The organism is Synechococcus sp. H60.1, assembly GCF_047462335.1.
In the GTDB taxonomy this organism is placed as follows: Bacteria; Cyanobacteriota; Cyanobacteriia; order Thermostichales; family Thermostichaceae; genus Thermostichus.
The window spans coordinates 1-8,926 of record NZ_JANSJA010000153.1 but is presented as its reverse complement, the minus strand read 5'-3'; the positions used below and the strand labels follow the sequence as shown (position 1 = coordinate 8,926).

Annotated in this window: 10 protein-coding genes; 6 read left to right on the top strand and 4 right to left on the bottom strand. The window is 59.2% G+C overall.

Annotated features, from left to right (window positions below; all coding sequences use genetic code 11):
* The 4 genes from NW852_RS08040 to NW852_RS08025 all read left to right on the top strand — a co-directional run.
* Positions 1 to 932 (top strand): proton-conducting transporter membrane subunit (locus NW852_RS08040; RefSeq protein ID WP_414426619.1); only part of this gene is annotated, 932 nt, incomplete at its 5' end.
* A gap of 18 nt (positions 933 to 950) precedes the next feature.
* On the top strand, positions 951 to 2,444 hold the full coding sequence (locus NW852_RS08035; RefSeq protein WP_414364098.1) for an NADH-quinone oxidoreductase subunit M: 1,494 nt from the start codon (positions 951 to 953) through the stop codon (positions 2,442 to 2,444).
* Between the two features lie 123 nt (positions 2,445 to 2,567).
* Complete coding sequence (locus tag NW852_RS08030) at positions 2,568 to 3,878, top strand: CO2 hydration protein (protein WP_414364097.1); 1,311 nt, start codon at positions 2,568 to 2,570, stop codon at positions 3,876 to 3,878.
* A 125-nt stretch (positions 3,879 to 4,003) separates the two neighbouring features.
* Positions 4,004 to 4,504 (top strand): fasciclin domain-containing protein, encoded by a 501-nt coding sequence (locus NW852_RS08025; RefSeq protein ID WP_414371403.1) that lies wholly within the window; start codon positions 4,004 to 4,006, stop codon positions 4,502 to 4,504.
* Here NW852_RS08025 and NW852_RS08020 read toward each other — a convergent pair.
* From NW852_RS08020 to NW852_RS08005, 4 genes are all read right to left on the bottom strand, one after another.
* Positions 4,470 to 5,603: a histidine kinase gene (locus NW852_RS08020; RefSeq protein WP_414364095.1), complete on the bottom strand. Its 1,134-nt coding sequence runs from the start codon at positions 5,601 to 5,603 to the stop codon at positions 4,470 to 4,472. The two genes, NW852_RS08025 and NW852_RS08020, sit on opposite strands and share 35 nt — an antisense overlap.
* Positions 5,604 to 5,739: 136 nt before the next feature.
* Positions 5,740 to 5,922, bottom strand: a complete 183-nt coding sequence (locus NW852_RS08015) for a DUF3285 domain-containing protein (RefSeq protein WP_414371405.1) — start codon at positions 5,920 to 5,922, stop codon at positions 5,740 to 5,742.
* Between the two features lie 96 nt (positions 5,923 to 6,018).
* Entirely contained in the window at positions 6,019 to 6,591 is a 573-nt protein-coding gene (gene aat, locus NW852_RS08010; RefSeq protein WP_414371408.1) for a leucyl/phenylalanyl-tRNA--protein transferase, read from the bottom strand.
* A 9-nt stretch (positions 6,592 to 6,600) separates the two neighbouring features.
* The gene (locus NW852_RS08005) at positions 6,601 to 7,071 is read right to left on the bottom strand and encodes a hypothetical protein (protein ID WP_414364092.1); all 471 of its coding nucleotides are present in this window, start codon (positions 7,069 to 7,071) and stop codon (positions 6,601 to 6,603) included.
* A gap of 218 nt (positions 7,072 to 7,289) precedes the next feature.
* Between NW852_RS08005 and purN the strand changes: the two genes are divergently transcribed.
* Both purN and NW852_RS07995 read left to right on the top strand, forming a co-directional pair.
* Positions 7,290 to 7,952 (top strand): phosphoribosylglycinamide formyltransferase, encoded by a 663-nt coding sequence (gene purN, locus NW852_RS08000; protein WP_414364091.1) that lies wholly within the window; start codon positions 7,290 to 7,292, stop codon positions 7,950 to 7,952.
* Positions 7,953 to 7,978: 26 nt separating this feature from the next.
* A complete protein-coding gene (locus NW852_RS07995; RefSeq protein WP_414426618.1) occupies positions 7,979 to 8,737 on the top strand; it encodes a PIN domain-containing protein in 759 nt (252 codons plus the stop codon).
* Positions 8,738 to 8,926: the final 189 nt, after the last annotated feature.

Genomic DNA, 8,926 nt, shown 5'->3' with positions numbered 1-8,926 from the left:
CCTTCGTGGCTCTGGCCCAAATCGATGCCAAGCGGGCCTTGTCCTATCTGGTGAGCGCCTACATGGGCTTGATCTTTGTAGCAGTGGGCACAGGACACACCCAACAGGCCTACCAACTGCTGCTTACCTATGCGCCGGCGATGGCCTTGCTGGTGATGGCGCTGGGTATGGTGATCTGGAACAGCATTACCCAGGATCTGCGCTACCTGGGGGGCTTGTGGTCGCGGCGGCCCATCTCCGGCCTGTGCTTTTTGACGGGGATGGCCGGCATGGTGGCTCTGCCGCCTTTTGGCTCCTTCTGGGTGTTGACAGATTTGTGGCAGCAGTTGGCGCAATCGGGGCAGGTGCTGTGGGCGGCAGTGGTGCTGGTTACCAATGCGGTGACGGCGCTGGGGCTGACGCGGGTCTTCGGCCTGGTTTGGGGGGGTAAGCCGCAGCAGATGAGCGAGCGTTCCCCAGAGGTGCATTGGCCAATGATGTTGCCCAGCACAGTCACCATGGGAGTGGCGCTGCACATGCCTATAATCCTGGCGGCGCTGGATCTCATTCCCACCCTAGAAGGGATCCCCGTTGGAGTGATGACGGGATCCAGCTTGGCGGGCATCGCCTTGGGAGCCTGGCTGTACCTACCGCGGGAGCGGCGGCCGGTGGACTGGGCTTTCTTGGCCGACTGGCAGGACCTGCTGGCCAACGACTTCTACACTCCCAAGCTCTACCGAGCCAGTGTGGTGTTTTTGGTGCGCATCATCTCTGATGTCACGGCTCTCTTTGATCGCTACGTGGTGGACGGCTTGGTGAATTTGACCAGCTTGGTGGTGCTGGCAGGCGGCCAAGTCCTGAAATACACCACCTCCGGCCAGTTGCAGGCCTATGTGCTGACCATTGTGGTGGGGGTGGCCTTGCTGGGTTGGTGGTTTTCTAGGCTTGGGTAGATCGAGGGGGTAGAAACCATGCTGAGTGCCTTGATTGTGTTGCCGATCTTGGGATCCCTGCTCCTGTTCCTGGGCTTGGGAGGGCGAAAGCTGGCGGTGGTCTTGGCCGCGATCCCGCTGGCCATCTCCCTGTTCCTATTTACCCGCTTCGACTTGCAGGCGACCGGCTTGCAGTGGGAGCAGCGGTGGGATTGGATCCCGCCAATTGGGCTGAGCTACTCCCTGGGCTTGGATGGGCTGTCTTTGTTGATGGTGGCCCTGAACGGGCTGCTCACCCTCATCGCCATTCTGACGGCGGAGCCGGAAGTGAAGCGGCCCAATCTCTTTTACGGCTGCATTTTGCTCATGAGCGGGTCGGTCAACGGGGCTTTTGCCGCTCAGAACCTGCTCTTGTTTTTCCTCTTTTACGAGCTGGTGCTGATCCCGATTTACCTGCTTATTTCCATCTGGGGCAGCCCCAAGCGGGATTACGCCGCCATCAAGTTTTTGATTTACACCGCTGTCTCTGCCATCTTCCTGTTGGGGGCGTTTTTGGCCATCTACTGGCTAGGGGATCCCCATACCTTTGAGCTGGCCGAGATTCGCATTAGCTCTCTGGGCCCTGCTGCCCAAACCTTGACACTCTTGGCGTTGATTGTGGCTTTTGGCATCAAGATGCCGCTGGTGCCTCTCCACACCTGGCTGCCCGACGCCTACGGCGAGTCTTCGCCGCCGGTGGCGATCCTGCTGGGTGGGGTGCTCTCCAAGTTGGGCACCTATGGTCTGTTTCGCTTTGGGCTGCAGTTGTTTCCCCAAGCTTGGGCCGATCTGGGCGAGATCCTGGCCTGGTGGGGGGCCATTGCTGTGCTGTCGGGAGCTTTGGCAGCCATCGCCCAAAAAGACATCAAGCGCATGGTGGCCTACAGCTCCATTGGCCATATGGGCTATATCCTGCTGGGCATGGCGGCGGCCACACCGATTAGCCTGACGGGGGCGATGGTGCAGATGATCTCCCACGGCCTGATTTTGGCGCTGCTGTTTGATCTGGTGGGCCTGGTGGAGCGCAAGGTGGGAACGCGGGATCTGGACGTGCTCAACGGCCTGCTCAATCCCCTGCGCGGCCTGCCCACCGTGAGTGCCCTGCTGATTTTGGGCGGCATGGCCAGCGCCGGGATCCCGGGCTTGGTGGGCTTTGTGGCGGAGTTTTTGATCTTCCAGGGCAGCTACCAAGATTTTCCCTTGCCCACCTTGATCAGCATCTGCGGCACCGGCTTGACGGCGGTGTATTTTGTAATCCTGCTCAACCGCACCTGCTTCGGCAAATTGGACAACCGCACCGCCTACTACCCGCGGGTGCAAGGTTGGGAGCGGATCCCGGGCTTTATCTTAACTGCCTTGATCGTCTGGTTTGGGATCCAGCCTATGAACCTGGTGAAATGGCCGCAACCGTTGGCGTTTACTCTATCCACCCAGGTGGCTCAGGCCCAAACCCTCATCCTGGCCTCAGCCGGTGACTTTGCCCATTCTCCCTAGGTCACCTTCTCGGGAGGCGATCAAAGCAATCGGAGAACTTCCAGGAAGCGTCCAAGACCGAATTGAGATCTCGACGCATAGCCTCAAGGATCCAGAGCTTTTGAAGAGTTGGAGACTTCTTCCATGACGACAACCCTCACAACCCGCAAGCTTCCCCCTTCTACCCACCCTTTTGCGGATGTAGTCCACCGCCTCGAAGCGGGGGGATCCATGCTGCCGGATACGCCGGAAAACCTGATGCAAATTATCGGCCTTTACAAAGCCTATGCGGTGCCGATGGACTTCTACTGGCGGGATCTGCTCTACATTGCCGAGCAGGTGTTTGTGGATCCCTTGCCCTTTTTTAAGTACATCATTCCCGAAGAATACCTAAAGCTGGCCAATCACTACGCGGGAGATAATGCCGATTTGCGCATTTGGCGCGGCCCCGCCACGGCCCACCCGGAACTTCTGGAGTTCATGGAAAAAGGGGAGCTCAAGCGCAAGCTGCCGCGGATTTTGCATCACCTCTGGCATGACCGCATCAACATGGAATTTGCCGAAGAATGTATGCGGGCCATGCTCTGGCACCGGGATATGGGGGGCCTGTTGGATCCCTACATGGATTCGGAAGAGTACAAGCAAAATGCCGACCGCGCCATCCGCGCCTACTGTCAGGGTAATCCTCTCTTGACCGGCCTGTACAAGCTCTTTCCAGACATGTTTCTGGAACTCTGCCGCCAGGCCACCATGTATTCGGTGCTGGGCCTGTTTTGGGAGGTGATGGCTCCCGTCTTTTTTGAGATGAGCGATCTCTATGACGAGGGCAAAATCACCAGCGTGCCGGAGGCAATGAACTTTTTGGTCAACGGAATCTTCGCCATTGCCGGGCGGCCCATCTACCACCGGGTGCGCATTCGCGGAGAATGGTACGATATTGTGCCCAAATCCAAGGGATTTACCTGGCTCTACGAGGCGGCTTTCCCCTACGTAGAGGCTGTGTTCTATCGCACCTCTCCCTTCCGCGGCACCAAGTCCTACAACGCCCAGGCCAACGAAGTTCCCACCAACCAGTTGGACTTCCACTATGGGATCCTCTACGCCGACAAGTTTCCGGTGGCCACTGCTGGGATCCCGCCGACGCTTTTGCACCAGGATATGTACCACTTTTTGCCCCAGTATTTAGTGGAGTATTACCGCAAGCATTGCCGCGGTGAAGATGACATGCTGATCCAGCTTGGGATCAGCTTCCAGCGCTCCATGTACAACGTTACCTCAGCCGTGATCCAGGCGGGGAGGGCAGCTTTTCTCTATCCTTTGGACGATCCCAATCCGCGGCATTTGATGATGAACCGCCGTTATTTTGAGGGACAACTCAATCGCTTCACCCGACCAGAATACGGGATCCGAGAAGCAGCCCGCCTGGCCTACATTCAGGATCAGAACTATCGCTAGCCGACTTCAAGTGCCAGGCATTGACCCTTCCCCTTCTCGATTGTGTTCAGGCTAGGTAGCTCTGCAACTGCCTGTTTCTTTGGCTTTCCTATCATCCCAACTTTCAGAAAATAAGGATCTCGGCCATGCCTGATATTGTCGATATTGCCGTTTCTGCTGAGGGTTTCTCCACCCTAGTTACAGCCGTGAAAGCGGCAAACTTGGTGGATACTCTGAAAAGCCCCGGCCCCTTTACGGTTTTCGCCCCCACGGATGCAGCTTTCGCCAAGTTGCCCCCCGGCACCATTACCACCCTGGTGCAAAACATCCCCCAACTGACGCGCATCTTGTGTTACCACGTGGTGCCCGGTCGCCTGAAAAAGGCGGATCTGGCTAAGTATCGAAGTGTAGGCTCCGTGGAGGGATCCCCCATCGATCTGTTTATCGAAGGGGATGTGTTTGAAGTGAACAATGCCACCGTTATCCAGGCAGATATCGAGGCGGACAACGGCATCATTCACGTCATCGACACCGTGATCCTGATGCGCCCCCACTGGTTCTGGCCGATCATGCTCTCGGGAGAAACAGGGAAAAGCGAGGGCCAAAGCTTTGCTAGCGACCGCAGAGTCGATACACCGGCAAGGTGAAATGAAAACTGCTGCCCTTGCCCAGGATCGATTCCACCCAAATCTGGCCATAGTGGGCACGCACAATGCGACGGCAAAGGGAAAGGCCGATGCCATAGCCTTCCTGCTGTTGGTCGCGGGATAGGCGCACCGCATCGGAGAAGATGTTCTCTTGGTCGGCTTCCGGGATCCCAGGGCCGGTGTCGCTGACGGTCACCTGTACCTTTTGGCTGGTGCGGTGGAGGATGTTGAGGCGGATGGATCCCCCGGCGGGAGTGTACTTGATGGCATTGTCCAACAGGTTGAAAATAACCTGGCGGATCTTGTCGGGATCCACGTGAACTGTGGGCAGATCCACCGGAATATCGGCTTGAAACTGCAATTGCTTGGCTTGGATGCGAGGCAGTAGCTCCTCGATCACTGGCTGGCATAGGCTGGCCAACTGAGTTTCCACGGCTCGAATCCGCAGCTCCGAGGCACTGCCACGGGCCGACTCAAGAATGTCGGTGATCATGCTGTCCATCTTGCGCAATTGCTGGCGGGCATGCTCGAACAACTGCCGCTCCACCGCCTTGTCCAGGGATCCCTCTCGCCCTTGCTGTAGGGTTTCGACCGCCAGGGCTGTAGCCGTCAGGGGGCTGCGCAAATCGTGAACCAGCATGGCCAGAACGCGGTCTTTGAAGTCCAACTGCTCCCGCAGTTGGGCGCGCTCCTGGCGCAGCGAAAACACCTCTTCCGACATTTGCAACAACGCCTCGGTGGTTGGGGGAGGAGCAGGATCTTGACCCGCCTCTTCCTGGTGGGAAACCAAAGCCGCCTGACCCTGCCAGCGGGGCCACCACACTTCCAACTGCGTCGCCAGATCTTCGCCTGCCAAGACCTGAGCCGGCAGAGGCTCCGCTTTCACCAAGGCTGGCGTCACCACTAACTTGTAGTGCTCTGCTAGGTAGGGGTGCTCCTCCAGCGGTACCACCTTCAGATGGGCAGGATACTGGCCGGGCAGCCCCTGGATGTGCCGACGCAATTGCTCCGCCAGTTCCTCGATATTGGCTCGACCCTGAGCAAACAACAGTAAGCGAATGCCAGAGCGGGTGGAGGTGCGATCTAGCGAAGTTTGCATAGGCCAAAGTCCCAAGGGCCAAAGATGAAGTCTGCAGCAGAGGTTGCCGCCGACAAAACCGGGATCCCTCGCTGCCTGTTCTTTACCTTCCTAACACTTGGGAAAAGTTTAGGAGGGAACATCAAAGGTAGTAAACTCAGTGAAACAGGTAGGCTAGCCCTACCAACACTGCCAGCAACCCTGCTGTTGTCAGGGTGAAGTGCAGGAGAGAGGTTTTGCCTTTACGTACCATGTTGCGCATGGCCAGGCGGGTATAGCTCACCTGGGGCGAGGATCCCTCCTCAACGGGGGTGGAGCTGACAGGAGAGGGCTGTGACATCGGGATGGCCGGAACAAAAGCTGAGCACTACCTTTAACCTAGCTCAATCCGCCCATGTTGTTGATAAATACCCCCCCTGCCTCCCAGAGCCCTGGCTCAGTCAAAGTGGCAAGGGATCCGCAGGCACTGCTGCAACAGCTCCTGGTAATCCCGTCCGTCCATGAGAAAAGCCCCAAAGCGAGCCAGGTGCGGGTTCATCAACTGGGCATCGAAGAGACGAAAGCCCCGCGCCCGCAGGTGTTCCACCAGCTTGACCAGCGCCACCTTCGAAGCGTTGGGAATGCGGTAAAACATGGATTCGCCGATAAAGGCTGCCCCCAAAGCAATGCCCAGGATCCCGCCTGCTAAGGTGTCTCCCTGCCAGGTCTCAAAGCTGTGGGCAAACCCCGCCCGGTGCAGGGCAAGGTAGATCTGCTTTAACTGCGGGCTAATCCAGGTTTTCGGACGAGCAGCGCAGCCCTCCACCACCTGCTCAAAAGCACGGTTGATCCGCACCTGAAAGCAACCGCTGCGCAGCAAAGGCCGCAGCGAACGGGGACAGTGAAACCGCTCGTCCAAAGGGATTAGTGCGTGCTGCTCAGTGCCATACCAGGCCAGGGATCCCGTTTCTTCGTCTGCCATCAGGAAGTAGCCCTGGGCATATCCGGCCAGAATAGCGCCTATGTCCATGGGCCTCCCTCAAGATTGCCATTCCGGCGAGAGGCTGGCGAAATCCCCCGCCTCGACCTTGGGGTGACAATCCACGCAGCTGCTTACTCGCACTGGCGTAGGAAAGTCCACTTGCGGGTGCAAAGCGCGGAAGTAGCGAGACTCAGCCAGGCGATAGGGCACCGGTTCCCCTTGGCGCAGGGGACGGGAATTAGGCCGCAAATAGCCCCAAGCCAGTTGTAAAGCCACGCCGGTCAAGGGCTGGATCTGCTGGCCGTAGTGGCCGGGATCCTGTAGCAGCCGTCGCCAGGTTTCGGTGGGTAACACCTGAGCGGGCAGCGCCACATGGCAAGTGCCGCAACTGCGCACGTATTGGGCCTGCTCCAACTGGGCCTGGGTGAGGCCCTGCTGCGCTTGCGTCAGGGATCCCATCCATCCGACCAGAAGGACGATCAGGCCAAAAAGCCAAAATCGCCGCTGTCGCTTTCCCAAGGGAGCCATGCTCTCAGACCAAGGTCAATGCCTTCCCAATCTAGACCAGCCTGCGAAAGATCCAGGCCCAGTTCCTGGAATTGGCTTGGCCTATCTTTGCAGAAACTCCAGAAAATCCCCCCCACCCATTGGGGATCCCCTGCCCCATCGCAGCATTTCTTGGCGCATCTCTCGCGTCGGCTGGGTCTAAAATAGCGGGGCTGCGGACTTTCCCTCGAGTTGTTCGTATGGACCTGCCTAACCTACTCTGGCCAGACCCCGGCGAGATCCCGGCTCCGCCCCAGCCGGGGATCCTGGGCATCTTGGCTTCCGGCAACGGCAGCAACTTCGAGGCCATCGCCCAAGCCATCGATGCCGGCGAGCTACGGGCGCAAATTGCCGTCGTGATCACCAACAATCCAGACGCCTACGTGCGGCAGCGGGCGCAGCGAAGAGGGATCCCTTGTATTCTGCTCAACCATCGGCACTATTCCAGCCGGGAGGCGCTGGACATGGCCATCTTGCAAGTGCTCCAGGAGCATCAGGTGGAGTGGGTGATTATGGCCGGCTGGATGCGCTTGGTGACCCAGGTGTTGCTGTCCGCCTACCCGGAGCGGGTTTTAAACCTCCACCCCAGCCTCTTGCCCAGCTTCAAGGGCCTGCGGGCCGTGGAGCAGGCGCTGGAGTACGGCGTGAAAATCACCGGCTGTACCGTCCACCGGGTTACGTTGGAAATGGATAGCGGCCCCATCGTGGCGCAAGCAGCCGTACCGGTTCTGCCGGAAGATACGGTGGAATCCCTTTACCGGCGCATCCAGGCCCAGGAACACCGCCTCTACCCGCTGGCCATCCGCCTCTGCCTGGCCGAGGGATCCCGCCTCCCCAAGTTCTCGGAGAAGCGGCACAATTGAGGGTGAGCCCGCTGCTGGCGCCCCCTATGGCCGAAATCTCGCCGTTGCTCGTTTTCGACAGTCCTGCGATCCTGGCCGGTCGCCCGGCTCTATGGCAGGAATGGGCCCGTTTTGGGGTGTGTGTGCTGCCCCAGGGGGTGATGGCGGAGCTAGAACGCCTGAGCCGACAGGCTATTGTTCCCGCAGAAGAATCGACAGCGCGCGCCTTCTTGCGCCACTGGCCGAGTTTGGGATTTGCCGTCTCAGAAGCCCGCGCCTTAGTGGGCGAAGCCAACACCGGCAAGCAGTCGCTGCGAGTCCGCCTGGAGCAGGCCATTGCCGAGTGCGCCTATGCCCTGGCTCAACAGCAGCCGGGATCCCTGGTGGTGGTGGTGAGCAACGACCGGCCCTTGGTCGAGCGAGTGCAGGAGCTGGGCCTTGCCAACCTCTGTGCTATCTCTCTGGCCGAGCTCAACCGGTGGATACGCCAGCGCCAGCGCCCCCAGGCCGTGGTTATGGCTTGGAAGCGGCTGCCAGGGCCTCCCATTCCCGCTACTCCGTTGCGTCCCTCCCCAACTTCTGCAAAACCACCCTCCCCCGCCCAAAAGGGATCCCAAGCTGTTCAACGCAGATCTCCGGTTGGATTCGCCTCCAAAAGTGTGCAAAACTCGCTGGCGCTGCTGTTGGCTTTGGCTTTCTTCTCGGCAGCAGGGTTGCTGGCCTGGCGTTTGCTGGATCCCGCAGGGAGCGAAGGGATCTGGCGGCGGCTGCCCCTGTCTCGGATCCCCTGGCTGCGGGATCTCTAGCCGCCTTGCCGGCAGCAGCCCAAACAGGCGTATGCTAGGGTGAAGGCTTTCTCAAAACCAGTCCCCACCCATGACGGCAACAGCTGACCTTTGGCCCCAGCTCTTGGGCCAACTGCTGGAGCGGCAATCCCTCAGCGAGGCCCAGGCGGAGCAGCTTATGAACGGCTGGTTGCACAACCAAGTGCCGGA

Bases quoted from the DNA above. Each gene is read 5' to 3' on its own strand.
- NW852_RS08035 (WP_414364098.1), top strand. From the start codon at position 951: ATGCTGAGTGCCTTGATTGTGTTGCCGATCTTGGGATCCCTGCTCCTG.
- NW852_RS08030 (WP_414364097.1), top strand. From the start codon at position 2,568: ATGACGACAACCCTCACAACCCGCAAGCTTCCCCCTTCTACCCACCCT.
- NW852_RS08025 (WP_414371403.1), top strand. From the start codon at position 4,004: ATGCCTGATATTGTCGATATTGCCGTTTCTGCTGAGGGTTTCTCCACC.
- NW852_RS08020 (WP_414364095.1), bottom strand. From the start codon at position 5,603: ATGCAAACTTCGCTAGATCGCACCTCCACCCGCTCTGGCATTCGCTTA.
- NW852_RS08015 (WP_414371405.1), bottom strand. From the start codon at position 5,922: ATGTCACAGCCCTCTCCTGTCAGCTCCACCCCCGTTGAGGAGGGATCC.
- aat (WP_414371408.1), bottom strand. From the start codon at position 6,591: ATGGACATAGGCGCTATTCTGGCCGGATATGCCCAGGGCTACTTCCTG.
- NW852_RS08005 (WP_414364092.1), bottom strand. From the start codon at position 7,071: ATGGCTCCCTTGGGAAAGCGACAGCGGCGATTTTGGCTTTTTGGCCTG.
- purN (WP_414364091.1), top strand. From the start codon at position 7,290: ATGGACCTGCCTAACCTACTCTGGCCAGACCCCGGCGAGATCCCGGCT.
- NW852_RS07995 (WP_414426618.1), top strand. From the start codon at position 7,979: ATGGCCGAAATCTCGCCGTTGCTCGTTTTCGACAGTCCTGCGATCCTG.